The organism is Corynebacterium limaceinasi (assembly GCF_046717465.1).
Taxonomy (GTDB): Bacteria; Actinomycetota; Actinomycetes; order Mycobacteriales; family Mycobacteriaceae; genus Corynebacterium.
Map to the genome: position 1 here is coordinate 195,986 of NZ_CP177100.1, position 23,415 is coordinate 219,400.

The window sequence follows — 23,415 nt, forward strand, 5'->3', positions numbered from 1 at the left end:
TTGATAAGTATTGCGGCGAAAGTATGTGTCCAAGCGCTCGAACATTCGGGGGTATTAATTTGCGCCCTCGATGAGGTCCTTGCGGGCGCGCGCCACGCGGGAGCGGATGGTGCCAACGCGCACACCGGCGATCTTGGCCGCTTCCTCATAGGTATAGCCCAGTACCTGGGTGAGGATAAGGGCTTCGCGGCGGTCGGCGGGCAGGGCATCGATAAGCGCACGGGCATCGATCCAATCGCTCCAGGAACCGGAGTTTTCCGCGGCGGAGCCCATGGCGTCCTCGTATTGCGTGGCGGATTTGCGGGGTCGGGCCATGTCGTGGCGGATATTATCCACCCAGACGCGCCGGGCCAGCGAGAGCAACCACGTGCGTGCAGAAGAGCGGGCGGCAAAGCGCGGCAAGGCGCCGATGACGCGCAGGTAGGTCTCTTGGGTGAGATCGTCGGCGATTTCGGGGCCGCCCAGGTGGGCGAGCAGGCGCCAGACATCATCCTGGGTGGCCTTGATGAACTCCGTAAGCGCTGCTCGGTCGCCGCGCCCAGCCCGGAGGGCGAGCTCGGTGACGCGGGCGTCGTCTGCTGCGGAGTGGTGTGTCACCTGAATGAATCTACCAGTAGCTCCTGCATTTCTTATCCAAGGTTGCGGTGGCCGGGGCATCGGCAAGCGGCATATGTGCGGAAAAGGTAGCGCAGTGCCGTTATACGTAGTAAGCTATGGGTTGTCCGTGATTGATAATTGACCCCAAATTATCGACTGATTGCCAGGAGGCAAAGACTTACCATGACTGATTCCACCGCTGATGACATCCTGAACAAGGGACAACGTCCCGCAGGTAAGGGCAATACTACCCGCCCGTCCGGCCAGCCCGTGCCTTCCGAGAACACGTCCGTGACCGCCGGTCCCCAGGGTCCGGTCGCGCTCAACGATACTCATCTCATTGAAAAGCTCGCCCACTTCAACCGTGAGCGCGTGCCCGAGCGTACCCCGCACGCCAAGGGTCACGGTGCTTACGGTGAGCTGCACATCACCGAAGACGTGTCCGCCTACACCAAGGCCAAGGTCTTTCAGAAGGGCACCGTCACCCCGATGATGGGCCGCTTTTCCACCGTCGCCGGCGAGCAGGGATCCCCGGATACCTGGCGCGACGTGCACGGCTTTGCCCTGCGCTTCTACACCGAAGACGGCAACTTCGACATCGTGGGCAATAACACCCCGGTATTCTTCCTGCGCGATGGCATGAAGTTTCCAGACTTCATCCACTCCCAAAAGCGCCTGGGCTCCAACGGCCTGCGCGATGCCGATATGCAGTGGGATTTCTGGACCCGCAACCCTGAATCCGCCCACCAGGTGACCTACCTGATGGGTGACCGCGGCACCCCGAAGACCACCCGTCACCAAAACGGCTACGGTTCCCACACCTTCCAGTGGGTCAACGAAGATGGCGAGGCCTTCTGGGTGAAGTACCACTTCATCTCCCGCCAGGGCGTAGAGAACTTCACCGATGAAGAGGCCACCGTGGAAGCCGGTAAGAACCCGGATAGCCACCGCGCGGACCTCTACAATGCCATCGAAGAGGGCAACTACCCCATCTGGGACGTCAAGGTGCAGATCATGCCGCTTGCGGAGGCAGAGGACTACCGCTTCAACCCCTTCGATCTGACCAAGGTCTGGTCCAAGAAGGACTACCCGCTGCACGATGTGGGCTATTTTGAGCTCAACCGCAACCCGCGCAACTTCTTCGCCCAGATCGAGCAGGTTGCGCTGGATCCCTCCAATATTGTGCCGGGCGTTGGCCTGTCCCCGGATAAGATGCTGCAGGCTCGCGTCTTTGCCTATGCTGACCAGCAGCGCTACCGCATCGGGCCGAACTACAAGCAGCTGCCGGTCAACCAGCCGCGCAATGCGGAGAAGGTCAATACCTACGAGCACGAGGGTCCCATGCAGTATTTCTACAATGCTCCAGAGGATCCGGTGTACTCGCCCAACCGCCATGCGAAGGGCGCGGGTGTGCTTGACGATGCCTCCGTCAACAACCGCGAGGACCTCGAGACCACCACCGCGGCGGACCTCTACGTGAACCCAGACCCCCACGGTCAGGACTTGGTCCGCGCGCCATACGTGCGCCACGCGGAAGACGATGACTTCGTCCAAGCACGCGACCTGTACGAAAACGTCTATGACGATGCCGCCAAGGAGCGCTTGGTCACCAATATCACCAACGCGATGGCCGGCGTGTCCGAAGAAACCGAAGAGCGCGTGTACCAGTACTGGACCAACGTCCACCCGGACTTGGGTCAGCGCGTGCGCGAGGTCTTCGCTGAAAAGAAGTAGCCCACTACTGCGGTGTACTGCTTCTTAGAGGCGTAAAGCAAAGCCGCCTTCGACCATCCCTGCGTCCTCACCCCACAGTGAGCTGCTGTGAGTTGGGTGGAGTAATTGGTCGAAGGCGGCTTGTGCGTTAGGCGGGATTAATCGCAGCGGCGCATATTGTCTGCAACAAAGCTCGGCGCGCCCTGATTGATCCATTTGTCTACGTCATAGCACGGTGCGGTCAAACCACTATTTGTTTCACCGATGGGTTCAATAGTTGTCCATGCGCCATCGCTAAAACGTGCCCAAGCGGTCCAATCTGTACTGTCTTTGCCAAAATGAGCCCATTCCCCGTCGCAATCCGACACCACAATTTTGCCCATATCGGGCTCTAGAGACGAGAAGGTACTTGGGGAACAATCACCTTTGGCCTGCGTGGTAGTGGTAGTGACTGTTGTCTCCTGTGGTGCAGGTGGCTGTGCAGTAGTTTCTACCGTTTCTACCGGGGAGGTTGTGGGCGAGTCCGTCGTAGTCGCCGTTTGCTCCGTGGAACTTGTAGTGCTGGAGCTGGAGCTGGATTGCGCCACGGCATCAGAAAACTGGGGCTCACTGGAATCGCCAGAGTTATCGGCATCATCGGTGCAGGAGACCAATGCCATGCACAGCGGAAACGCGGCTACGCACGCCAAGGCGCGGGAGTGAGAGAGTTTTAGAGGATTAGACATGTCTTAATAGTAGATTCTCTTTGTAATGCGTGGGGATCGGCGCGCCTGCAGAAAGGGAATGACCTGCAGCGATAGGTTACTAGCATGACCAAACGCCTTGCCTCGACCGCGCCCACCGCGTCCGCGAGTTCCTCGCGGTGGCGCACACTCTTACTGCTCGTATTGCTCGCCGTACCGCTTATCGTTGGTACCGCAGTGGCGGCCTGGTCGCAGTGGGAACCGGCGCATGCGTGGTCGAGCGCCGCGCAGCCTTATGGCGCGCCGCAGGCGAATTCGACCTCGCCAGAGCTTAAGGAAGCCGCCGAGGCCGCCAGCCACGCCCAAGCGCAGGCTAGCATCCTGAAATCTGGCGCGGATCGGTTAAACAAGGGCACCAGTGAGCTGGATAAGGGTGCTGGGGAATTAGGCGAGGGCGTCGAAAAGCTCGCCGGTGGTTCGCAAGAGCTGGTGTCGGGGCTTAACCAGTTGCAGTCAGGGACCAATACCCTCGGCGGTGGGGCGACGGAACTGGCCAATACCGTCGGAGGGGCCGTTGACCAGGTCGTGGGCCTGGGAGCCGTCCAAGGCCAAATCCTAGAAGCCATCGACGGTACGGTGCGCGACCTGAAAGGAAATGATTCCAAGGAAGCGAAACAAGTTCGTTCCCAGCTGGGGGATTTGCGCAAGCAGGTGGAAAACTTCCGCCTCGATGAATCCCTGACTGGGGAGCTGAAGAAGCTGAAGGATGGCTCGCGCGATCTCTCCAATCAGCTGGCGGTAAGCGGTTATGCCTACCACGATGGCATCAACCAGGCCGTGGCAGGTGCGCAACAGCTCAACCAGTCCATAGCGGAGCTCAATAGCCGTGTGGATGAGGCTCTCGATGGGGTGGGCCAGCTTGACGATGGCGCCGGCAAGCTCACCGGCATGGCGGAACAAAACCAATCGAACCTGGGCGCGGTGCAGCGCGCCCTGCCTCCCGCGCACGTGGCCGCGGAGGAAGATGCGCGCCAGCTGAGCCCGGTCATCGCCATGCTCATTTCCGCGCTCGTCCTGCTGGCTGGATCCGCGGCCGGAGTGGCGTGGAAATTGGGATTCCGCCCGTGGCTGATGGTTCTCGGCGGATCGCTGGCAGCGGTGGCTATCGGGGAGATCCTGCTCTTCGTCTTGTCCATCGGCCTTACCCCCATCGCCGCGGTGGCCGCCGGAGGGGCGCTGTTCTTGGGTGCCCTGTCCTCCGCTCTTATCGTGCGTGGCCTGCTCGAACTGTGTGGCATGACCGTAGGATCCATCCTCGCCGCGATCTTTGGCATTGGGCAGACCGCATTGGTGGGGTGGCTGTGGAAATCCGCGGCCATCGCCGGGGTGGACAAGGTGTGGCAGGTAGTAGCTAACCTTTTGCCGCTCAACTGGACAACGGCGGCTGTCACCGTGGCGGGCAACGATGGTGAGGCAGTGGTGCTGTGGACCGGCCTTGCCGTATTGGGCGCTATCACTCTTGTAGGTCTGAGTGCAGTGAAATGGATCGTGCCTGCCAGGAAGAACCCAAAAACAGGCGCTAAAGTATGAAATTGTGTACTTAAATAGGCAAAAGCTTGTATGAAGCTGGCAATATTTGCCATCGCTATGGTTGGAATGCGAGGAGTGTTATTCTTGCTAGTGCTCACACCGTCTACTTAGGGGGTAGGCGAACGGCTTGCGCCGTTGTGAGTGATAGGGAATAGGGGCGACGCGGTGCTGTAGGGGCGCCGCGTCGTTTCCCGTTTTGCCCAAAGCTATTTATCCAGGTCGGCCCAGGGGGATATGTGCGGCTCACGGCAGGAATGTGCGCTACCACACAGCAGTGTTTAACATTAGCTATACGTCCATTGGCTAATGGCGTGCGCCAGGCGGGCGCCAGTGACTTTTGAAGGAGCGCAATGCAGACCTCCCTGGGGCTGACCCTGATGGGACTGGCCATCATCTTTGTGACGGTGGGCATCCTCATCCGCGGCCGCGTTAATCCCATCATCCCCATGACCCTGGTGCCTGTCATCGGCGCTGTGATAACCGGTTTCGGCGTAGAAGATATCGCGGATTTCTTTGGTGAAGGCTTAAGTTCTGTCATCAACGTCGTGGTGATGTTCATCTTCGCCATCATTTTCTTCGGCATTTTGCAGGATGTGGGGCTTTTTACCCCGGTGATCCGCAGCCTCATCAAGGCGACCCGCGGCAATGTCATGGCCGTGACCATAGGCACGGCCGCCATCGGCATCGTGGCACACCTCGATGGATCGGGTTCCACGACCTTCCTTATTACGATTCCCGCATTGCTGCCGCTGTACCGGGCGCTGCACATGTCGCGCTATGTCCTAATTACCATCGTGGCCCTAGCCGCTTCGGTGATGAATATGGTCCCGTGGGGCGGGCCACTGGGGCGTGCCGGTGCGGTGGTTGAGCAAGACCCGAACGATATTTGGCTGCACTTATTGCCCATTCAGGGTGTGGCAGTGGTCCTCATCTTTGCTACTGCCACCCTGTTGGGCTGGCGCGAAAACCGCCGCTTGGCCAAGCTACAGGAAAGCGGCGAGATTAAGGGCACCATCTCTGTGGACGTGAATTCGTTGGCGGATGATTTTTCCGCCAAGCAGGCCGAGGAACAGCAGAAACTCGGGTTTAGGTACCGGAAATCCCGGTGGGTTACCATCGCGAATATCGTCATCGCTTTGGCTGTGCTCGCCGCCCTGCTTTCGGGCCTGCTGCCGCCGGCGCCCGCGTTCCTCATTGCTACCACCATTGCCTTGGTGGTGAACTTCGACGGCGCGATGGAGCAGGGCGATGCCTTGCGGCGTCACGCCCCCAACGCCTTGTCCATGGCCGGAGTGATCATCGCGGCCGCGATGTTTTTGGGCGTGCTCAATGAGACCAAGATGCTAGAAGAAATCGCGCTGAGCCTGGTGAATGTTCTCCCAGAAGGAGTGGCACCGTATTTGCACCTCATCGTGGGATTCTTTGGGGTTCCGCTAGACCTGTTGACCTCCACGGATGCGTATTACTTCTCGGTACTGCCCATCGTGCAGGGCACGGTGGAGTCCTTCGGCGTCAGCGGGATGGGCGCTGCGAGCGCCCTCATTATTGGCAACGTGGTGGGAACCTTCGTCTCCCCATTTTCGCCGGCGCTGTGGCTGGCGCTGGGACTGGCGGACGGTCAGATGGGCAAGTACTTGAAGATAGCCTTCCCCGTCGCATGGGTATTTTCCATCATCCTCGTCGCCATCGCATTCTTTACCGGAATGCTGGCCTAAGTCGCGGGCCCTGGAATCCAAGGGCCCTGCAGACATGGAAAAAGCCCGCAGTTTCCTGCGGGCTATTGTCGGGATAACAGGATTTGAACCTGCGACCTCTTCGTCCCGAACGAAGCGCGCTACCAACCTGCGCCATATCCCGGTCTACTGCTTAAAAGCAGTACTGAGATACTTTAACGCATGGTGAATGAGATCGACAAAACGGCAGGTCTAGTCCGCCTCAGTGATGCTCAGCAGGGTGGCCGAGGGGCGGCAGAATAAACGCACTGGGGCGAATTTGGACGTGCCCAAGCCATTGGAGACGTGCATCTTCATAGGGCCGAAATCATGCAGGCCCTGTGCGCGCGGGCGATCGATGCCGCAGTTGGTCACGATGGCGCGCGACCCAGGTAGGCAAATTTGCCCACCGTGGGTATGACCGGAAAGGGAAAGCTGGTAGCCATCGGCGGCGAATTTTTCGAGCACTCGCGGCTCGGGGGCGTGGAGCAGGGCGAGCGATAGATCGGCATCCTCGTGGGGCGGGCCGGCGATTTCGGAATAATCATCCAAGTCGTGGTGCGGATCGTCCACACCGGCCACGGCGAGGCGGACATTGCCCACCTTGAACTCGTGGCGGGCTTGGTTGCCGTCGTACCAGCCGTGCTCCACGAAGGCCGCGCGCATGCCGCGCCAAGGCAGGTCAACGTAGGAGGGTTCGCGCTTTTTGCCCAGCAGGTACTTAAAGGGGTTGACCGGGCGCGGCGCCCAATAATCATTGGTGCCAAACACGAACACGCCGGGTCGGGCGAGCAGCGGGCCGAGCGCGCGCAGGGTATCGGGCACGGCCTGCTTATCGGAGAGGTTATCGCCAGTATTGACCACGAGGTCTGGCTCCAGTGCATCGAGGGCGGAGACCCAATCGATCTTGGTCTGTTGCCCCGGGATCATGTGCAGGTCAGAAATGTGCAGCAGGCGGAACTCTTCTTCGCCGCGCAGGGTGCCCTTGGGAAGGAGCGGAAGAGTATATTCCTTGAGCTCGAATTTCGTGAGCTCGCTAAAGCCCCAAGCAGCAACACTTAGGCCTGCGGCGACGCCGCCAAGAATCCGTTGAAGTTTCACAGCTTCTACACTACCTGCCTTAAATGGACGTATATTGAAAGGCATGAGCGAGCTAAAAGATACTATCCGAGCAGATCTGAAAACGTCGATGAAGGCCAAGGAAAAGCAGCGCACCAGCGCCATTCGCGCGCTGCTCGCGGCAATCCAGGCCGAGGAAACCACTGGCTCCCGCCATGAGCTGGAGGATGAAGACATCCTCAAGGTCATCGCGCGCGAGATTAAAAAGCGCCGCGAGTCTGCGGAGGTCTATGAAGAAAATGGCCGCCCGGAATTGGCAGAGGCTGAGCTTGTCGATGTCCCCTTCTTCGAGGCCTACCAGCCGCGCCAGCTCGATGATGCGGAGCTTAAGGCATTGGTAGAAGAAGCAATTGCTGAGGTAGAAAAGGAAAACGGTGAAGCACCCACCATGAAGCAGATGGGTGCGGTCATGAAAGTGGCCAATGCAAAAGCCGCCGGCCAGGCCGACGGCAAGCGCCTTTCCGCAGAGGTAAAAGGCCAGCTTAACTAATCTTTAGCGGCCGAGGAGATTGCGGATATCGTTGCGGAAGTTATCGATATCTTCTTGGCGGATTCCAAAGTCCTCTGGGCTGAGGTTTAATCCGCCGCCGTTATTTCCTCCCCAGTTGCTCACACCGGTAGTGTTCGCGCTGCCGGTGTTATTTTGTGCGCCGGTCGTATTCGCACTGCCCACGCCGCTGGAGGGGGATTGGGTGGCAGAGGTGCCATCGGAAAGCTGCAGGGTAATCTCGGCGCCGTCCTTCTTGCCATCCTTCCCGGTAATCGCGCGGACCACTCGGCCGTAGGGGACATCCCCGCCGACGACGCGGGAGGTTTTTACCACATAGCCCTTGGCTTCAAGGGTGCTGCGGGCCTGTGACTCGTTTTTGCCGCGCAAGCTATCGAGCAACTTATCCCCGGTGGTGCCGTCATCGTATTTCTTATTGTAATTGGGCAGACCGCTCTGAGTAGCCTGCGGTAGCTGCGATGCCATGGTGAAAAATGTCTGCGCGGGCTCTAAGCCACCAAAGAGGTTGCCAGCACCGGTGCACTGGCGCACGGGGGAGGTACACAGAGGCTGGGTATCGGTGCCGTCGTTATAAATATAAGGAGCGGCGGCGAGCCCGTCGTTGAATCCCAAAAATGCCGAGGACTGGTTGGACTCGGTGGTACCGGTCTTGGCGGCGATGGGGGAGCTAAAGCCAGCGGCCTGGGCGGCATCCTTAGCGGTGCCCTGCTTGGCATCTTCAGATAGCGCATTGGCCAGGGCGTGGGCCACATCCTGGTCTACCGCCTGCTCACACGGGGTCTCCTTGAGGTAGACCTCATTGCCGTCCTTATCCAGGACCTTGTCAATGGGGTTGGGCTCGCACCACCGGCCATTGGAGGCAATCGTTGCGCCGACATTGGATAGCTCCAGCGGATTTACCGGGTTGGGGCCCAAGGTAAAGGAACCGGAATTGGCGTCCTTCGTGCGCTGCGCGATGGAGGTGTCCTTATCAAAGGTGCCCTTTTCGTCATAGGAGCGCAGGCCAAGGCGCACCGCCATATCTACGATGGGTGCCACGCCAACCTGCTCGGTGAGCTTGATAAATGGCGTATTGGGCGAGTGGGCCAAGGCCTCTTGCAGCGTCATCGTGGCCTTATAATTGCCCGCGTTTTCCACACAGTAGCGGTTGGCGGGGCAGTTATCGGCGCCGCCGTGGCCAAGGCCTTCGGCCTCGTAGCGGGTGGGCACATCCACCGTATTCTTAATGCCGTAGCCAGATTCGAGGGCGGCCGCGGCGGTAAAGGCCTTAAAAACCGAGCCCGCGCCATTGCCCACCAAGGAGTTGGTCTGCGGCAGCAGGGTTTCATTATTGTCCTGGTCCAGCCCGTACGCACGGGACGAGACCATGGCCAGGACCTTGCGGTCCGACGTGCCCGGTTCGATAACGTCCATCACCTCAGCGACGCCCTGGGCATCCGGGTTGGTACGCGACTGCACCGCAGATAGCGCCGTATCCTGCACCTGCGGGTCCAGCGTGGTCTTTACGGTATATCCACCGTGGGCGAGCTGGTCTTGGTCTATGCCCTTTTCCTCGAGGTACTGCAGCACATAATCGCAGAAAAAACCGCGATCATCTGCGCCGATGCAGCCATTGGCCAGGGTATTGGGCTGCTTGCCGACGCCCAATTCTTCCCCCTTATACTCATCCGCATCCGCCTGCTCCAGATAGCCGTTATCCACCATGGATTGGAGCACGACGTTGCGGCGGTCAAGCACCTCTTCCTCATTGGTATAAGGGTTGAGGCGCTCTGAAGACTGCACCATACCCGCCAGCATCGCCGCCTGCGGCACCGTGAGGTCCGCGGCGTGGCTATCAAAGTAGGTCCGCGCGGCGGCTTCCACACCGTAGGCATGGTTACCAAAGGAGACCAGATTGAGGTAATTGGTGAGGATTTCCTGCTTATCCAACTCCTCATTCATCTGCGTTGCCATGCGCATTTCGCGCAGCTTGCGGGTGGCGGACTGCTCTGTCGCAGCAGCCCGTTCTTCATCGTTTTGTGCGGAGACGAGCAGGAGGTAGTTCTTGACGTATTGCTGGTCAATGGTGGATGCGCCCTGAGATACCCCGCCGGAGGTCAGGTTGGTCCACAGAGCGCGGAAATTGCCTTGGAGATCAACGCCGCCGTGCTCGTAAAAGCGCTCGTCTTCAATGGAGACGATGGCGTTTTTCATCGCATCCGAAATCTCGTCACCATCTACGGGGTGGCGGCGTTGGCTATAGACATAGGCCATATCTTTGCCCGAGGCATCCTGCACCGTGGTAACACCAGGGATATTGCCCGCTGTTAGGTCTTGCAGGTCTGATTGCATGGTCTGGTTGGTGCGGGCGATCGCCACGCCGGAAATGCCCGCAAAGGGGGCGAGCGCGAGCGCGATGAGCGCGGCTACCAAGACCGTGGACAGGGCTATCTTGGACAAAGATTTGAAGACAGTCACGCCCAATACCCTACGTGGTCTGCCTAGCAATGGGGAAGGTGACCTGCACCCCCTAAAGTGTGACCTCGTAGACAATCTCGCGTTCTAGTGAATAGACTCAGGCCTCGGTACATAGTATTCCGTCTGGGAAGGAGAACACTCACCCATGACCGTTCGAGTGAAGACTGCGGGGATGTCCAATACAGCCCGAAATCCCGAGCGTGGTGAGTGGGTCACTCAAGCAAAGTGCCGCAATGAGGACCCAGACGCATTATTCGTGCGCGGCGCTGAACAGCGCAAAGCCGCCGTCATTTGCCGCCACTGCCCCGTATTAACGGAATGCCGTGCAGACGCCCTTGATAACCGCGTGGAATTTGGTGTGTGGGGCGGGTTGACCGAGCGCCAGCGCCGCGCGCTCCTGCGCAAGAACCCCCACATCACGGACTGGGCCAATTACCTGGCTAAGGGTGGCGAACTCGTCGGCATTTAAGGCGGTCAGGGGTGTGACTGTCCTTGCAGCGGCGACAGCGCTGCGAAATAGGGGCGGCATAAGTCGTATTAAATCGCTAGAATGAACCCCATGACTAAATGGGAATACGCAACCGCACCAGTACTGACCCACGCCACCAAGCAGATTCTTGACTCTTGGGGCGAAGACGGATGGGAATTGGTCTCCATCACCCCTGGCCCAAACCCGGAGAACGTGGTGGCCTACTTCAAGCGCGAGGTGGCAGAGTAAATGAGCTTTTCCGCTCGCTTGAAAGAGCTAGGGGTGGAGCTGCCGGGCGTCGCTAAGCCGCTGGCTTCCTATGTGCCCGCACTGCGCGTGGGCAACCAGGTATGGACCTCTGGCCAGCTTCCCTTAGTGGAAGGCTCCCTGCCGGTGACCGGCAAGGTTGGTGCTGAAGTCACCACGGAGCAGGCCCAGGACCAGGCCCGCACCGCCGTGCTCAACGCCTTGGCGGCCGTTGATGCGGAGATCGGACTGGATAATATCTCCCGCGTGATCAAGATCGTTGGCTTTGTGGCCTCGGACCCTGGCTACGAGGACCAGCCCGCGGTGGTTAACGGGGCATCGGATTTCATCGGGGAGGTATTCGGCGAGGCTGGCACGCACGCGCGTTCTGCAGTCGGCGTAGCTGCCTTGCCAAAGAATGCCCCGGTGGAGATCGAATTGATCGTAGAGATCGCTGAGTGATCGGTTAGGCTGGTAGGCATGGAGCACCCCGCATACAGTCAATTGCGTCCCGTAAGCCAATCCGTTGGCGTAGTTCTTTGTGATAATCCCAGCTATACCGCCCTCGAGGGCACGAATACCTGGATTATCAGTGCCGCTGAAGACTCTCGGTCGATCGTCGTAGACCCGGGGCCGGAAGATGAAGGCCATCTCAACGTTGTGCATCGCCATGCCGGTGAGGTGGCTTTAATTCTGCTTACCCACCGCCACGATGACCACGCTTCGGGCGCGCAACGGCTTCGGCAGATGACCGGCGCGCCCATCCGCGCCTTCGATCCCAGCTATTGCAATGGCGCGGAGGCATTGCAGAATGGTGAAATTCTGACTTTGGAAGGCATCACCCCGCAATTGGAGGTCCTGCACACGCCGGGCCACACCGCGGACTCCACGTCCTTCTTCGTGTGGAGCGGTGAGGTAGAAAATTCCCGGCTAGAAGGCATTATCACCGGCGATACCATCGCGGGGCGCCACACCGTTTTGCTTTCAGAAACGGACGGTGATTTGGCCGATTACCTGCATACCCTGGATGTGCTGGAATCTCGCGGCAAGGATGTTCCGCTCTTCCCAGGCCACGGGCCGGATTTGGAAGATACCTCGCAGGTGGCGCGCAAGTACATTGACCGCCGCCACTACCGCCTAGACCAGATCCGGGAAATTCGCTCCCGGCTGGGCGATGACGTGGATCTGACCACCTTGGTCAATGAAATGTATGACGATGTGGATCCGGTGCTGCGCCATGCCGCAGAGCAGTCCACGCGCACCGCGTTGAAGTACCTCGACGGTACGGATAACTAACGCGCTGCGCGGCAGGCAGCCGGCTTAAAACGTTTATTCCCTCCACCCCTAGTGCTTATGCACGGGGGACGGAGGGAATTGTTTGGCTTTAGCGCGCGCGGCGGGCGAGGTGCTCGGTATCGACGATGAGCACGGACTTGCCCTCGAGGCGAATCCAGCCGCGGTGGGCGAAGGTGGCTAGGGCCTTGTTGACGGTCTCGCGGGAAGCGCCCACCAACTGGGCAATCTCTTCCTGGGTGAGATCGTGGTTGACGCGCAGCGCGCTGCCTTCCTGGACACCGAAGCGGTTAGCCAGCTGCAGCAGGGTCTTGGCAACGCGGCCAGGCACGTCGGTGAAGATGAGGTCCGCCAGGTTGGCGTTGGTGCGGCGCAGGCGGCGGGCCAGCACGCGCAGCAGCTGCTGGGCGATGGCGGGGTGATCGCTGACCCACTTATCCAGCAGCTCGGAGTTCATGGTGGCGGCTTGGACCTCGGTCACGCAGACGGCAGACGAGGTGCGAGGGCCCGGATCGAAGATGGAGAGCTCACCGAACATATCGGAGGGGCCCATCACGGTCAGGAGGTTTTCGCGTCCATCCGGGGCGTGGCGGGCCAGCTTAATCTTGCCGGAGGTGATGATATACAAACGGTCACCGGGCTCGCCTTCATCGAAGATGGTGGTACCGCGCGGGAAGCGCACTGTCTCCATCTGCTCGAGAAGATTCTGCACTGCTACGGGATCAACGCCTTGGAAGATTCCGGCGCGGGAGAGGGTGTCCTGTACGCCTTCCACGTTTTACTCCTTGGATGTCGACTGCGAAAAGTCACTAAAGTGCTTGGGCCACATCCTTTTGCGGGCTCCAGGGAGGCACGCTAATGCGGAACAAGCGGGGTCAATTTTTAGCGTACCCCATTTTACAGTGCAGTTAGTCACTTTTGGGCACTGTCCCCATAATGGTCACACGACAGAAATGGGTTCACTTACGCCCCTAGCGTTACAGCCAGCGGGTTTCCGGCTAATCGGCGAAGACAACTGCTTCCAATTTTTCCATGAGGAGGGCGAAAAGGGCGATGCCAAGCGGTACAAAAATAACAAGTGAAATCATGTATTCCTATCCTACTAAGCTTGGCGGCATGAGTTCATCACTGTCGGCCACCGCGGCCCCGAGTAAGAGAGCGCCCATCATTAACGAGCGATTGGCAAGCGAACACCCCGATGCGCGGTGCGAGCTCGATTTCGATTCTCCCCTCCAGCTTTTGGTGGCCACGGTGCTTTCCGCGCAGTGCACGGATGCGCGCGTGAACTCGGTAACCCCTGAGCTGTTTCGCGCCTATCCCACCGCGGCCGATTTTGCGGCAGCCAGCCGGGAGGATCTGGAGGCGATCCTGCGGCCGCTGGGGTTTCAGCGGGCGAAGGCGGGGCATCTCATGGGTATCGGCGAGCGCCTAGTTTCTGAGTTCGATGGCGAGGTGCCACAGACCGTAAAGGAACTGACCTCCCTGCCTGGGGTGGGCCGCAAGACGGCGCTGGTGGTGCTGGGCGATGCCTTCGGGGTACCGGGCCTTACCGTGGATACACACTTTAGCCGCTTGATGCAGCGCCTGGAGCTGACGGGGGAGAAGACGCCGGTGAAGATAGAAAGGGACATCGCCAAGCTCATTGCAGAGGAACAGTGGACGATGTTTTCCCACCGCGTCATTTTTCACGGCCGGCGGATCTGCCATGCCCGGAACCCGGAGTGTGGGAATTGTGTGGTGCGGGATCTGTGCCCGGCTGCATTAAGCTAGCGGTATGAAAAAATACGTCTTCGGCACCGTCATTGCGGCCATTGTCATCGCAGCCCTCGTGGTGGTGGGGGTCATGCAGCTGCGTGGGGATGACAACAGCACGGGCGATTCGGCGCAGGCCCCTGGCGCGGGATCGGAATCGGGCTCGGCGGGTGACCAGGACGTGGCCGAACGCCCAGATTGCCCCGCAGGGCCCATCGCCGGAGTGGATCTGGAATGCTTGGGCGGCGATGATGCACGCGAAGGGGACAAGGCGGATGAAGGCATTACCATCGCCAATGTGTGGGCGTGGTGGTGCGAGCCGTGCCGCGCGGAATTGCCCCACCTGGACGAGGTGGCAAAGTCCCACCCTGACTGGAAGGTCGTTGGGGTGCACGCGGATAAAAACGCCGCCAACGGGGCCGCGTTCCTCAATGACGTGGGGGTAGACCTGCCGAGCTTCCAGGATCCGGATAATAGCTTCGCGGGCACGCTGGGCCTGCCGGGCGTGGTTCCCGTGACCGTGATTCTCCGCGATGGGGAAGTGGTTAAGCAGGCAGCCCAGCCGTTTACCTCGGCGGCCGAAATCGAAAAAACGGTTGAGGAGGCGCTCGCCGGATGAGTGAATTATGGCCCGAGTACGCACCCGAGTGGATAAAACCCGCGCTGGGCGTCGATCCGAGTCAGGTGCAGGAACTTATTGGGCAGCGGCAAGCATCGCAGCTCAATGGCTCAGAGGAAGAGGTGCCAACCAAGCGGGAAGCCGCGGTGCTGATGCTGCTTAGCGGGAACAGTGTGGAGGATGGCGAAATTTTGCTTACGCACCGCTCGCCGTCCCTGCGCTCGCATTCCGGTCAGATTGCCTTTCCTGGCGGCCGGCGGGATCCGGGCGATACCTCGCTGGTAGATACCGCCCTGCGGGAGGCGTGGGAGGAAACCGATCTGCAGCGCCACACGGTCACGCCCTTAGAGCAGTGGGAACAGCTGCACATTCGCGCCACGGGGAATCCGGTAAGCCCCATCCTGGCCCATTGGAACCAGCCGGGCGAAGTCTATCCCGCTAGCCCGGCGGAGACCGATGATGTGTTCTTCGTCCCGCTCGGGGAGCTCATTGACCCCCGCAACCGCCTGCTGGTGGGATTTAAGCAGTGGCAAGGCCCGGCGTTTTATGCCAATGACTACGTGATTTGGGGCTTTACTGCCGGAGTTCTGTCAGCATTATTGGAGCATTCTGGGTGGAGCGTACCGTGGGATAACAATTCGGTCATAGACCTGCGTGACACCCTCAAAAAGTCCCGCAATAATGAGAAGATGTCCTAATTGCCCGCGCGCTTAAGGTGCCGGAGGACGCACGAGATTTCGATCGAGAAAGAACCAAAGCCATGACTGCTGCGCTCGTTGTTGACGGCCTGATCGTGCTTGCCGTATTAGCAGCATTGCTAAGTGGTTGGCGCAATGGCGCGCTCGCCGCGGTGCTCTCCGCCATTGGCGTGGGCGCGGGCCTCGTGGTGGGCATCGCCGTAGCACCCAGCGTATTGCGCACAGTGGAGGAGCCTTCGCTGCGCCTGCTCCTGCTCGTGGGCATCCTAGTTTTGCTGGTGGGTATTGGGCAGATCATTGGTTCCTCCTTGGGCACCAGCATGCGCGATCGCATGAAGGCGCGCACCACCCAGCGGATAGATTCGCTATTCGGCGCGGTCTTTCAGTCCTTCATCGCGCTCATCGTCATCTGGATGATTTCCATTCCCGTGGCCACCAATTTGGGCGGATCCGCGGGGCAGGGGCTGCGCGATTCCCGCATCCTGAGCAACCTCAACGCGGCCGCCCCGACGCGCCTGGCTTCCCTTCCCAATGGCGTGGCGGCGTTGCTCAATGAATCGGGGCTTCCGCCCTTGGTCTCGCCGTGGGAAAATTCCATCAGCGGCAAGGACGTTGAGGACCCCGCCCCAGACGTGCAGGATCCGGAGCTGGTGCGCAGCATCCGCCCGTCCATCATTCACGTGCTTGGCGATGCCGAAGAGTGCTCCCGCCGCCTCATGGGTTCCGGTTTTGTGGTGGACAATGACTATGTGGTCACCAATGCCCACGTGGTGGCCGGCACCCAAACGGTGAGGTTGGATACGAAGCTGGGGCTGAAAGACGCCACGGTGGTCTACTACAACCCAGAGGTCGACATCGCCGTCTTGCACGCGCCGGATTTGGGCATCCAACCCCTGCCGTGGGCGCAGCAGCCGGCCCAGACCGGCGACGATGCCATGGTCATGGGCTTCCCACACTCCGGCCCCTTTAATGCGGAAATGGCACGCGTGCGCGATCGCATCACCATCGCCGGGCCAGATATCTACTCCCAAGGCAGGGTAGAGCGCGATTCCTATACGGTGCGCGGCAATATCCAACAGGGCAACTCTGGCGGCCCCTTGGTCAATACCGCGGGTGAGGTCTTGGGCGTTATCTTCGGTGCCTCAGTGGATGATTCTGAGACCGGATACGCGTTGACCGCAGACGAGGTCATCGGCCACATTGGGGATGTCACCCAATTGAAGCGCCCGGTAGAAACGGGCGAGTGCGTGGCGCACTAGCTTTCGTACTAGAGATCCGCGTAGGGCAATCCGCCCTACGCGCCCCACACGCCGCCCTACGCGCCCTACGCGTCGAGCCAGCGGCGCAGCTCGTCGACGAACTGTTCAGGGGCCTCGAGGAAGGGCAGGTTCTTGGCCCCTGGAATCGAAGTGGCGCTAAAACCAGCGCGGGCGCGCAGGGAGGCCCGCTGGATGACGGGGTTCCACAAGCGCTGCTGGGCGTGGATGAAAAGGACGGGGCGTTTTACGCTTAATTCGGACCAGTTCAAGGGCACCACGGCGGTGCGCATCCGATGATTCCACAGGATGCCGCGGCGTACCTTGCCAATCTGGGAGGCGCGCAGGCGCAGGGCAAGGATGGACTCTAGGGTGGCATCGGCAAGCGCGGGCCCCGTATCCAGGCTGAGCTCCTTGCGGTAGGCCCGGGGACTGAGCAGCAAGGTATTCGCGCGGGTGACCTTTGGCAGGTGGCAGAGCAGGGAACGCAGGATCATCCACCCAAAATCCCAGGGGCGCGCGGCGATGGCGCGGCGGATATCCACGGGGTGCGCGGCCGAGACCGAGACCAAGCCGCGCACGCGATTGGGGCGCTCGGCGGCCAGGCACCACGCCACCGCGCCACCAGTATCGGCGCCGACGATATAGGCATCATCGTGGCCCAATGCCTGAATGAGGCCATCCAGATCCCCGACCAAGGTGCGGATATCCTGGCCGGGATCGATGGGCGGCTTATCGGACATGCCAAAGCCGCGCATATCCACCGCGGCGACGTGGTACCCGCACTGGGCGAGGGGCCCGATGACCTCCTGAAAATCGAACCAGCCGCCAAAAGCTCCGTGAATAAAAACGACGAGGGGATCGGCGCTATCGCCCGCTATGGCCACGTGCAGGCGGATGCCCCGAGTGTGGACAAACTCGTGCGCAAAGGGTCCTTCCAGCTCAACCGTGGAGGGGGGAAGTGGTGCTAAGGCCATGGAGGGCAAGGCGCCTTTCTATGTGTACAGAAAATCCGCCCCAGGAAAGGCTGAGGCGGATCTAATGGTGCGTGCGGTTTAGGTGTACAGGCCGTGAGTGTCCTTGCGGTCCAGCGACTTCTGCGCCTTGCCCGGAATCAGGTTCTTGAGTTCCTTGGTGGAATCTATGGTCTTTTGCGGTGCCTTGACCTTCTTGACATTCTTGACGCCGAGCAGGGCGAGGGCACCGGCCGCGACGATCATCACGAGGAAGACGATCAGGAAGGCAGCCCAGCGGTCCAGCCAGAGGGCGAGGAGCTCAGCGAGGAAGAAGAAAAAGAAGAAGGAGCTGTACAGCGCGATGGTGCCCGCCGCGCCGAAGAAGCCGGCGCCGATGCCGCCCTTCTTGGCGGACTCCGCCAGCTCCGTCTTGGCCAGCTCTACCTCAGAGCGCACGAGCTGGGACATCTGCTCGGTGGCATTGGAGACCAACTTGCCGATGGAGGTTTCGGAGGACGATGCATCAACATCGCTCAAAGGAATCGAATTAACCTTTGGTGCGAATTGATCGGTGCCGTCAGTAAATAATCCATCGTTGCTCACGATTAATTCTCCTCGTTTTCATCTAAACCTTGTAACGGCCCCAATGATAATAGATACAGCGCGGTTTTATGGTGCCGCGCCAGTCACAGGGGGCGTTCGGGGCTCGGGGCGTCTAGGGCTATCCTAATGTATATGCCAGAAAATGACGCGTTATCCCCGCTATTTCGCCTCCCGGGGGTGAAAGAAGGTGCGGAAAAAGCCGCGGGCTCCATCGCGCGCGCCCACCGCAGGCCGGCTGGGCTGCGCAGGTATGAGGTCATCTCGGCGGAGTCCTTGATGCGGGGCGCGCGCGCCAGCGTGGCCTTGGATGGGCATGCCATCCCCCCGCACCCTGGCCCGGGCGATGTGGAAAGCGGTCCGCTCGCCGGCGCGGTCAGCGCGTATTCCGTGGCGGCACCTGAGGTGGTGGATTCTACCGTCCGCTCCTTTGCCCGCGCGCCGCTGCAGGTGCTCGCACGCATCGACGTCGCCGCTGGTGGAACTGGGATTCCCAGCGGCGATAGTGCGCGCTTGCAGGGCTTGGCGCGCCTGATTGCGCAGGGCAGTGGCCCCGCATTCCGCGATCTCTTACCAAGCGTCGTGCATGCCGAAATCGCGGCAGGCGAATTCTTCGGCCCGCGCAGCGGTGTCGTAGCGCGCGTTGCGGCCCGCCTTGCCGCTATTCATACCGGCTTTGATCCCCGCGGGTTCGCCGTGCCAGAGGTGTATTTCCACCGCCATTCCAAGGACTACCGCGAGTGCCGCGCGAACTACCGCGACAGGCCCGGTGAGGTGGTGCTTTTTCACCTCTCAGCCTGGGCGGCAGGCGGTAAAGAAGCCGATGCCATCGCCCGCGCGGCCTAGCCGTATCCTCGTATTCGGTAGGCGGTGAACATCCATTCGGCGCAGGTCAGCGCCGTGCAGGTAGATTATTTTTCTTAGCTGTTGTGATCGGGTAATGAACGTGTCATAATAATCGGTGCAAGGCCCCGATATACTGTGTGGCCTGCCCCGGCTCGCCCCCCGAGGCCGGGTTACTGACGGCCCGCGCGCACCCCCCGATGCGCGGGCCGTCACCTATATCTACGGTTATCCACAAGGATTTGTTGGAAATTCAACTAACTGAGCGCTAAGTGGTGGCTTTCGCCCGCTTATCCACAGGCGGGAAGTCCCGTCCCTAGTGCAGGTGGCGCGGGTGCTTCAGGCTAGGGAGCATGAACACAGCACACTCTCGCTCCACCATCGTCGTTGCCATAGGTGAGGAAGCCTTGCGCGCTGAGGCGGTTCATGCCGCCGCCGCGACCAGCCACGAGGTCATCACGGCAACCGATCCCCGCGATATCCCGCGCAGCCTCCCCGGAGCCTATACGGTCTTGGTCGACGCGCTCATGGCGCGCGTTATAGCCTCGGCCCAAGCCGCGCAGACCGCTCCCGCTCCGGTGCTTTTCCTCGCCGCGGACCCGGGGCCCATCGATTATGAGGCAGCGCTTGCCTGCCATGCGGACCGCGCCTTTATTATCCCCGCGGAGATTAAAGAGCTGCTGGCGGCTATTGCCCAGGCAGCGCACCCGCCGGAAGATCGCCCCGGTAGCGCTACCATCGCGGTGGTGGGCGCCAGCGGTGGGGTAGGCACCTCCACCTTTGCCGCAGCCCTTTCGCGTTCCCACTGCACGGCGAGTGAGCAGGCGCGGGCGCTGCTTATCGATGCCACCGCGCACTCCGGCGGCCTCGATCTCCTCCTCGGCGTGGAAACCGCGCCAGGTGCCCGCTGGCCGGAGCTCAACATTGGCGATGGCAGCATCGATGCCGCCGACCTTTACCGCGCCTTGCCTTCTACCGCCGATGGCATAGCGGTGCTATCCGCAGCGCGCAGCACGGTGAAAGACACCTTCACACTAGATGCCACGCTTCTGGCGGCGGCGACGTCTGCGGCGCACGCAGGCGAGGGCCTGTGCGTTGTGGATTGCACGGCGGAAAATATCCCGGCTGCCTGCACGCACGTGGTGTTGGTGGTGGCTGCGGAGGTGCGATCGGCAGCGGCGGCCGCACAACTCATCCTGCGCATGGATGAGGCCCGGCGCGACATCGTGGTGGTGCTGCGCCAACGGCAGTGGGCGGCGCTGAGCGCGCCGGAGGTAGAAGACATTATCCACCACCGGGTCAGTGCCCAATTGCCTACCGTGCGCGGGCTAACCCGCAGCATCGAGATCGGCGGACTCCCGGCCCGACTTCCCGCGGCTTTGGCCAAAACCGCCACTGCGGTGCGCGAGGAGGTAGGGGTATGAGCGCAGCGATGGATAGTTCGACCGAAACCATGGAAAAGACCATGGAGAAGATGCAGCGGCTCATTGCTGCCGAACCAGGTCTGGTGCACGACGCCTCTAGCTTGGCCCGGCGGATCCGCGAGGAAGCGGGGGTTATCAGTGACGTTGCCGTAGTGGATCTGCTTCGGCGCCTGCGCCAGGACGCCACCGGCATGGGGCCACTGGATGCCTTATTGGCCCGGCAGGGCGTGACCGATGTCGTGGTCAACGGGCCCGAAGACGTCTTTATGGACCGCGGCGAGGGGCTAGAGCGCAGCGATATCACCTTTCGCAACGATGGGGAGGTGCGCCAGCTCGCTTCCCGGTTGGCGGCGGCCTCGGGCACGCGGCTTGATGATGCCCAGCCTTTTGCCGATGGCCGCGTCACGCGCCCCGATGGCGTCGTGCTCCGCGTGCACGCCCTTTTAAGCCCACCCGCCGTGGGCGGAACGTGCATTAGCCTGCGTGTATTGCGCCAGGCACAGACCACCCTGCCACAGTTGGTGGCCAATGGCACCGTGCCCGAAGACATTCGCCAGCTGCTTGCCGCGATGGTGGACAAGCGGGTGTCCTTCCTCGTCATTGGCGGCACCGGTTCCGGCAAGACGACGCTGCTCTCGGCGCTTTTAGGGACCGTATCTGAGCGCGAGCGCATCGTGGTCATCGAAGATACGGCGGAGCTTTCACCCCACCACCCGCATTGCGTGAGCATCGTCTCGCGTCGGGCAAACGCGGAAGGCAGCGGGGAAATCACCATGGCGCAATTGCTGCGGCAGGCGCTGCGCATGCGCCCGGACCGCATCGTCGTCGGTGAAATTCGCGGCCCAGAGGTAGTCGATCTCCTCGCCGCGCTGAATACGGGACACGATGGTGGCGCGGGCACCTTGCACGCCAATTCCCTCTTTGAGGTACCCGCCCGCATGGAGGCCCTCGGCGCGCTCGGCGGCCTGGACCGCAGCGCCCTGCACTCGCAATTAGCGGCCGCCGTCAACGTGGTGCTGACCATGGAGCGCACGCCACATGGCCGGCGCCTGGCCCATATCGGCGTCTTAGAGGGCAATCCGGTCACCCCGCGCATTGTCTGGAGCGCAACCGAGGGCCCCGCGCCTGGCTTCGCGGAATTCTCGGCTGCGTTGCTGGATGAACCGCACGAAGAAGCAGGGGGTCAGACGGATGCTTAGCTTCTTATTGCTCGCCGCAGCTCTCTTGCTGTCTGCGCCCTCGAGCGCGGCCCGCATTGCTGGCAAGGGCAGCCGGATAAAGGCCAGCTCCTTAGTCATTTTGGGCGCCGTATTCTGTGGCAGCTTGGTCTTCTTCTCGGTCGGGCGGATGAGCATTGCGGTTGCGGCAGCGATCATCGCCTGGTGCGTGTCGTGGTATATCAAGGACATCATGGCCGCCCGCGCGCGCCGGCGCGGCCGCGAAGCCCTAGCCGGATACTTTGGGGTCGTCACCGCTGACCTGCGCGCCGGGGCAACCCTTGCAAGCGCGCTATCGCGCGGGGCGGAGTCCCTTCCCGCGACGACGCCGCGGGATATGATCGCAGCCTTAGAATCCACCGCTACCGCCGCTGCGCGCGGTGCGCCCCCACACGTGGCGCTCTCTGGCGCCCATGCGGATGCAGAACTTACCCGGCTGGGACACCTGCTCGAATTATCGACACAGCACGGCATCGCGGTGGCCAGCCTCTTTGAGCAGGCCCAAAGCCGGATGGATGCGCTGCGCCGCCACCACCAATCCACCGCGGCCGGCCTGCAAGGGCCCCAAGCTACGGCCACGGTCTTGGCCTGCCTGCCCATTGCGGGCATCGCCATGGGTGGGGCGATGGGGGCCAATTCGCTGGGCTTCTTGCTCGGCGGGGGATTAGGCGGAATCCTGCTGGTCATCGGGGTGGGGCTTGCCTGCGGCGGCTTTGCCTGGTCCCGCGTCATTATCAGGAAGGCGGCACCATGATGGCCTTTATCTGCTTAGCGCTGGCTGTGCTCGTCGGGTTGCCGGCCACCAAAGGGCGGCTGGGACCTGCTACGGCACAAAACGCAGCGCAGCACACGGCGAAGACCCCGCGCGCCGGCCCAAGAAAGCGCGATGGCGCAACAGCGCGCGGGGGATTGATGAGCAAACTCCAGCCCTCTACCACCGTGGATCCACTCCTCGTGGCCGGGGATATCGAACTTTTCGCAGCTTGCCTGAGTGCGGGCCTGACGGTGCACGCGGCTGCTACGGCAGTCGCGCGCACGGCAGAGGCCGATTCCCAGCACCTGTGGGAGACGGTATCCGCGCTCCTAGGGGTTGGCGTACCCACGGAATCTGCATGGGACCACATGAAAGGCCATGCGGGACTAGAGGACGTGGCGGGGCTTGTCATCTTATCGGGCCAATCCGGCGCCACCATAGCCGCCGGATGCACGCGAATCTGTACTTCTTTGCGCGCCGAAGCATCTGCTCACGCTACGGCTAAAGCAGAGCGTGCAGGAGTATTCATTGCCCTCCCGCTGGCGGTGTGCTTCCTGCCAGCATTCATCGTTCTAGGCCTCGCGCCCGTAGTGATCAGCTTGGGTGCGCAGCTTTTCTAGATACACCACCTTTCACTTCTACTCAACCACCACACCTTTTAAGAAAGGACTCCTAAAATGTCTGCACTATTTATTAAGTACTCCCAGCTCACCCGCGCCCTCGTCCGCAACGATGAGGGGATGAGCACGATTGAATACGCCATGGGATCGCTCGCGGCCGCAGCGCTTGCCGGCGTGCTGTACATGGTCATCAACGGCGGCGGCGTGGTCGATGCCATCGAGGGAATTATCACCGATGCGCTATCGAATACTCCAAGCTAGCCGGGCGCACTAGAGAAACAGAAAGGAG

Annotated in this window: 25 protein-coding genes and 1 tRNA gene; 19 read left to right on the top strand and 7 right to left on the bottom strand. The window is 61.1% G+C overall.

Annotation, left to right across the window (positions count from 1 at the left end):
* Positions 1 to 54 precede the first annotated feature (54 nt).
* A complete protein-coding gene (locus ACLI1Q_RS00990; protein WP_023025019.1) occupies positions 55 to 597 on the bottom strand; it encodes an RNA polymerase sigma factor in 543 nt (180 codons plus the stop codon).
* A gap of 183 nt (positions 598 to 780) precedes the next feature.
* Between ACLI1Q_RS00990 and ACLI1Q_RS00995 the strand changes: the two genes are divergently transcribed.
* From ACLI1Q_RS00995 to ACLI1Q_RS01010, 4 genes are all read left to right on the top strand, one after another.
* Positions 781 to 2,331, top strand: a complete 1,551-nt coding sequence (locus ACLI1Q_RS00995) for a catalase (RefSeq protein ID WP_284849738.1) — start codon at positions 781 to 783, stop codon at positions 2,329 to 2,331.
* Positions 2,332 to 2,757: 426 nt separating this feature from the next.
* Positions 2,758 to 3,012, top strand: coding sequence for a hypothetical protein (locus ACLI1Q_RS01000; RefSeq protein WP_239268952.1), 255 nt, complete (start codon positions 2,758 to 2,760; stop codon positions 3,010 to 3,012).
* Between the two features lie 107 nt (positions 3,013 to 3,119).
* Positions 3,120 to 4,583 carry a hypothetical protein gene (locus tag ACLI1Q_RS01005; protein ID WP_239268950.1) on the top strand — a complete coding sequence of 488 codons (1,464 nt, stop codon included), beginning with the start codon at positions 3,120 to 3,122 and terminating at the stop codon, positions 4,581 to 4,583.
* Positions 4,584 to 4,933: 350 nt separating this feature from the next.
* A complete protein-coding gene (locus ACLI1Q_RS01010) occupies positions 4,934 to 6,298 on the top strand; it encodes a CitMHS family transporter (protein WP_239268948.1) in 1,365 nt (454 codons plus the stop codon).
* A gap of 68 nt (positions 6,299 to 6,366) precedes the next feature.
* On the opposite strand, the gene ACLI1Q_RS01015 is transcribed toward ACLI1Q_RS01010, so the two are convergent.
* Both ACLI1Q_RS01015 and ACLI1Q_RS01020 read right to left on the bottom strand, forming a co-directional pair.
* Positions 6,367 to 6,440 (bottom strand) — tRNA-Pro (locus tag ACLI1Q_RS01015).
* 68 nt (positions 6,441 to 6,508) lie between these two features.
* Complete coding sequence (locus tag ACLI1Q_RS01020) at positions 6,509 to 7,396, bottom strand: metallophosphoesterase (RefSeq protein ID WP_239268946.1); 888 nt, start codon at positions 7,394 to 7,396, stop codon at positions 6,509 to 6,511.
* A gap of 43 nt (positions 7,397 to 7,439) precedes the next feature.
* Between ACLI1Q_RS01020 and ACLI1Q_RS01025 the strand changes: the two genes are divergently transcribed.
* Entirely contained in the window at positions 7,440 to 7,904 is a 465-nt protein-coding gene (locus ACLI1Q_RS01025; RefSeq protein ID WP_005276488.1) for a GatB/YqeY domain-containing protein, read from the top strand.
* Between the two features lie 3 nt (positions 7,905 to 7,907).
* On the opposite strand, the gene ACLI1Q_RS01030 is transcribed toward ACLI1Q_RS01025, so the two are convergent.
* On the bottom strand, positions 7,908 to 10,379 hold the full coding sequence (locus tag ACLI1Q_RS01030; RefSeq protein ID WP_239275261.1) for a transglycosylase domain-containing protein: 2,472 nt from the start codon (positions 10,377 to 10,379) through the stop codon (positions 7,908 to 7,910).
* Between the two features lie 145 nt (positions 10,380 to 10,524).
* Between ACLI1Q_RS01030 and ACLI1Q_RS01035 the strand changes: the two genes are divergently transcribed.
* The 4 genes from ACLI1Q_RS01035 to ACLI1Q_RS01050 all read left to right on the top strand — a co-directional run bounded on the left by ACLI1Q_RS01035 (position 10,525) and on the right by ACLI1Q_RS01050 (position 12,390).
* On the top strand, positions 10,525 to 10,848 hold the full coding sequence (locus ACLI1Q_RS01035) for a WhiB family transcriptional regulator (protein WP_005276491.1): 324 nt from the start codon (positions 10,525 to 10,527) through the stop codon (positions 10,846 to 10,848).
* A gap of 90 nt (positions 10,849 to 10,938) precedes the next feature.
* Positions 10,939 to 11,097 (top strand): DUF4177 domain-containing protein, encoded by a 159-nt coding sequence (locus tag ACLI1Q_RS01040; RefSeq protein WP_126318073.1) that lies wholly within the window; start codon positions 10,939 to 10,941, stop codon positions 11,095 to 11,097.
* Complete coding sequence (locus tag ACLI1Q_RS01045) at positions 11,098 to 11,556, top strand: RidA family protein (RefSeq protein ID WP_239268942.1); 459 nt, start codon at positions 11,098 to 11,100, stop codon at positions 11,554 to 11,556.
* Positions 11,557 to 11,574: 18 nt separating this feature from the next.
* Positions 11,575 to 12,390 (top strand): MBL fold metallo-hydrolase, encoded by an 816-nt coding sequence (locus ACLI1Q_RS01050; protein ID WP_239268940.1) that lies wholly within the window; start codon positions 11,575 to 11,577, stop codon positions 12,388 to 12,390.
* 88 nt (positions 12,391 to 12,478) lie between these two features.
* On the opposite strand, the gene glxR is transcribed toward ACLI1Q_RS01050, so the two are convergent.
* Complete coding sequence (gene glxR, locus ACLI1Q_RS01055) at positions 12,479 to 13,162, bottom strand: CRP-like cAMP-activated global transcriptional regulator GlxR (RefSeq protein ID WP_005276495.1); 684 nt, start codon at positions 13,160 to 13,162, stop codon at positions 12,479 to 12,481.
* A 341-nt stretch (positions 13,163 to 13,503) separates the two neighbouring features.
* Between glxR and nth the strand changes: the two genes are divergently transcribed.
* The 4 genes from nth to ACLI1Q_RS01075 all read left to right on the top strand — a co-directional run bounded on the left by nth (position 13,504) and on the right by ACLI1Q_RS01075 (position 16,715).
* Positions 13,504 to 14,157, top strand: a complete 654-nt coding sequence (nth, locus tag ACLI1Q_RS01060; protein ID WP_239268938.1) for an endonuclease III — start codon at positions 13,504 to 13,506, stop codon at positions 14,155 to 14,157.
* A gap of 4 nt (positions 14,158 to 14,161) precedes the next feature.
* The gene (locus ACLI1Q_RS01065) at positions 14,162 to 14,758 is read left to right on the top strand and encodes a TlpA family protein disulfide reductase (RefSeq protein ID WP_239268936.1); all 597 of its coding nucleotides are present in this window, start codon (positions 14,162 to 14,164) and stop codon (positions 14,756 to 14,758) included.
* Positions 14,755 to 15,456, top strand: coding sequence for an NUDIX hydrolase (locus ACLI1Q_RS01070; RefSeq protein ID WP_239268934.1), 702 nt, complete (start codon positions 14,755 to 14,757; stop codon positions 15,454 to 15,456). Before ACLI1Q_RS01065 ends, ACLI1Q_RS01070 begins: the two co-directional genes overlap by 4 nt.
* Before the next feature lie 62 nt (positions 15,457 to 15,518).
* Positions 15,519 to 16,715 (top strand): MarP family serine protease, encoded by a 1,197-nt coding sequence (locus ACLI1Q_RS01075; RefSeq protein WP_239268932.1) that lies wholly within the window; start codon positions 15,519 to 15,521, stop codon positions 16,713 to 16,715.
* Positions 16,716 to 16,780: 65 nt separating this feature from the next.
* On the opposite strand, the gene ACLI1Q_RS01080 is transcribed toward ACLI1Q_RS01075, so the two are convergent.
* Together ACLI1Q_RS01080 and ACLI1Q_RS01085 are read right to left on the bottom strand one after the other, a co-directional pair.
* The gene (locus ACLI1Q_RS01080; RefSeq protein WP_284849736.1) at positions 16,781 to 17,689 is read right to left on the bottom strand and encodes an alpha/beta fold hydrolase; all 909 of its coding nucleotides are present in this window, start codon (positions 17,687 to 17,689) and stop codon (positions 16,781 to 16,783) included.
* Between the two features lie 78 nt (positions 17,690 to 17,767).
* A complete protein-coding gene (locus ACLI1Q_RS01085; protein ID WP_023025036.1) occupies positions 17,768 to 18,271 on the bottom strand; it encodes a phage holin family protein in 504 nt (167 codons plus the stop codon).
* A gap of 126 nt (positions 18,272 to 18,397) precedes the next feature.
* Between ACLI1Q_RS01085 and ACLI1Q_RS01090 the strand changes: the two genes are divergently transcribed.
* From ACLI1Q_RS01090 to ACLI1Q_RS01115, 6 genes are all read left to right on the top strand, one after another.
* On the top strand, positions 18,398 to 19,114 hold the full coding sequence (locus ACLI1Q_RS01090) for an oxidoreductase (RefSeq protein WP_284849735.1): 717 nt from the start codon (positions 18,398 to 18,400) through the stop codon (positions 19,112 to 19,114).
* A 350-nt stretch (positions 19,115 to 19,464) separates the two neighbouring features.
* The gene (gene ssd / locus ACLI1Q_RS01095; RefSeq protein WP_284849734.1) at positions 19,465 to 20,535 is read left to right on the top strand and encodes a septum site-determining protein Ssd; all 1,071 of its coding nucleotides are present in this window, start codon (positions 19,465 to 19,467) and stop codon (positions 20,533 to 20,535) included.
* Positions 20,532 to 21,734 (top strand): TadA family conjugal transfer-associated ATPase, encoded by a 1,203-nt coding sequence (locus ACLI1Q_RS01100; RefSeq protein WP_284849733.1) that lies wholly within the window; start codon positions 20,532 to 20,534, stop codon positions 21,732 to 21,734. Before ssd ends, ACLI1Q_RS01100 begins: the two co-directional genes overlap by 4 nt.
* Complete coding sequence (locus tag ACLI1Q_RS01105; protein WP_284849732.1) at positions 21,727 to 22,506, top strand: type II secretion system F family protein; 780 nt, start codon at positions 21,727 to 21,729, stop codon at positions 22,504 to 22,506. Before ACLI1Q_RS01100 ends, ACLI1Q_RS01105 begins: the two co-directional genes overlap by 8 nt.
* Complete coding sequence (locus ACLI1Q_RS01110; RefSeq protein ID WP_284849731.1) at positions 22,503 to 23,126, top strand: type II secretion system F family protein; 624 nt, start codon at positions 22,503 to 22,505, stop codon at positions 23,124 to 23,126. The genes ACLI1Q_RS01105 and ACLI1Q_RS01110 overlap by 4 nt, the downstream gene beginning before the upstream one ends.
* A gap of 57 nt (positions 23,127 to 23,183) precedes the next feature.
* Positions 23,184 to 23,387: a DUF4244 domain-containing protein gene (locus ACLI1Q_RS01115; RefSeq protein ID WP_005276515.1), complete on the top strand. Its 204-nt coding sequence runs from the start codon at positions 23,184 to 23,186 to the stop codon at positions 23,385 to 23,387.
* Positions 23,388 to 23,415: the final 28 nt, after the last annotated feature.

Coding starts and splice junctions, on each gene's coding strand:
- ACLI1Q_RS00995 (WP_284849738.1), top strand. CDS start 781: ATGACTGATTCCACCGCTGATGACATCCTGAACAAGGGACAACGTCCC.
- ACLI1Q_RS01005 (WP_239268950.1), top strand. CDS start 3,120: ATGACCAAACGCCTTGCCTCGACCGCGCCCACCGCGTCCGCGAGTTCC.
- ACLI1Q_RS01010 (WP_239268948.1), top strand. CDS start 4,934: ATGCAGACCTCCCTGGGGCTGACCCTGATGGGACTGGCCATCATCTTT.
- ACLI1Q_RS01025 (WP_005276488.1), top strand. CDS start 7,440: ATGAGCGAGCTAAAAGATACTATCCGAGCAGATCTGAAAACGTCGATG.
- ACLI1Q_RS01035 (WP_005276491.1), top strand. CDS start 10,525: ATGACCGTTCGAGTGAAGACTGCGGGGATGTCCAATACAGCCCGAAAT.
- ACLI1Q_RS01040 (WP_126318073.1), top strand. CDS start 10,939: ATGACTAAATGGGAATACGCAACCGCACCAGTACTGACCCACGCCACC.
- ACLI1Q_RS01045 (WP_239268942.1), top strand. CDS start 11,098: ATGAGCTTTTCCGCTCGCTTGAAAGAGCTAGGGGTGGAGCTGCCGGGC.
- ACLI1Q_RS01050 (WP_239268940.1), top strand. CDS start 11,575: ATGGAGCACCCCGCATACAGTCAATTGCGTCCCGTAAGCCAATCCGTT.
- nth (WP_239268938.1), top strand. CDS start 13,504: ATGAGTTCATCACTGTCGGCCACCGCGGCCCCGAGTAAGAGAGCGCCC.
- ACLI1Q_RS01065 (WP_239268936.1), top strand. CDS start 14,162: ATGAAAAAATACGTCTTCGGCACCGTCATTGCGGCCATTGTCATCGCA.
- ACLI1Q_RS01070 (WP_239268934.1), top strand. CDS start 14,755: ATGAGTGAATTATGGCCCGAGTACGCACCCGAGTGGATAAAACCCGCG.
- ACLI1Q_RS01075 (WP_239268932.1), top strand. CDS start 15,519: ATGACTGCTGCGCTCGTTGTTGACGGCCTGATCGTGCTTGCCGTATTA.
- ACLI1Q_RS01080 (WP_284849736.1), bottom strand. CDS start 17,689: ATGGCCTTAGCACCACTTCCCCCCTCCACGGTTGAGCTGGAAGGACCC.
- ACLI1Q_RS01090 (WP_284849735.1), top strand. CDS start 18,398: ATGTATATGCCAGAAAATGACGCGTTATCCCCGCTATTTCGCCTCCCG.
- ssd (WP_284849734.1), top strand. CDS start 19,465: ATGAACACAGCACACTCTCGCTCCACCATCGTCGTTGCCATAGGTGAG.
- ACLI1Q_RS01100 (WP_284849733.1), top strand. CDS start 20,532: ATGAGCGCAGCGATGGATAGTTCGACCGAAACCATGGAAAAGACCATG.
- ACLI1Q_RS01105 (WP_284849732.1), top strand. CDS start 21,727: ATGCTTAGCTTCTTATTGCTCGCCGCAGCTCTCTTGCTGTCTGCGCCC.
- ACLI1Q_RS01110 (WP_284849731.1), top strand. CDS start 22,503: ATGATGGCCTTTATCTGCTTAGCGCTGGCTGTGCTCGTCGGGTTGCCG.
- ACLI1Q_RS01115 (WP_005276515.1), top strand. CDS start 23,184: ATGTCTGCACTATTTATTAAGTACTCCCAGCTCACCCGCGCCCTCGTC.